Annotated in this window: 1 protein-coding gene; it reads left to right on the forward strand. The window is 63.6% G+C overall.

What is annotated here, in order from left to right; genetic code table 11:
- A partial coding sequence (locus tag QP415_RS11880; RefSeq protein ID WP_285100216.1) for a DUF3043 domain-containing protein occupies positions 1-181 on the forward strand: 181 nt, incomplete at its 5' end.
- Positions 182-269: the final 88 nt, after the last annotated feature.

A 269-nucleotide genomic window follows, 5' to 3' on the forward strand; every position in this document is an offset into this window, starting at 1 on the left:
CGTCATCGTCTGGCAGATCCTCAAACGTCGTATCCGCGAGCGCTTCCCTGACAAGGTGATCCCGCGCGGCTCGTGGTTCTACGCTTTTTCACGCATGCTGATGGCACGCCGCTGGCGCTCGCCGGCTCCTCAGGTGGGACGCGGCGAGTTCCCGAAGGGGTCGAAGAAACAGAAAGACTAGTTCAGGGCCAGGGCGCGGTTCATCGCGCCCGGCCACGTCGGCCCTTCGAAGACGAATGCGCTGAATGCTTCAACGAGGTCGGCACCGG

Origin of the sequence: Pauljensenia sp. UMB3104, from assembly GCF_030217285.1 — a bacterium.
Taxonomy (GTDB): domain Bacteria; phylum Actinomycetota; class Actinomycetes; order Actinomycetales; family Actinomycetaceae; genus Pauljensenia.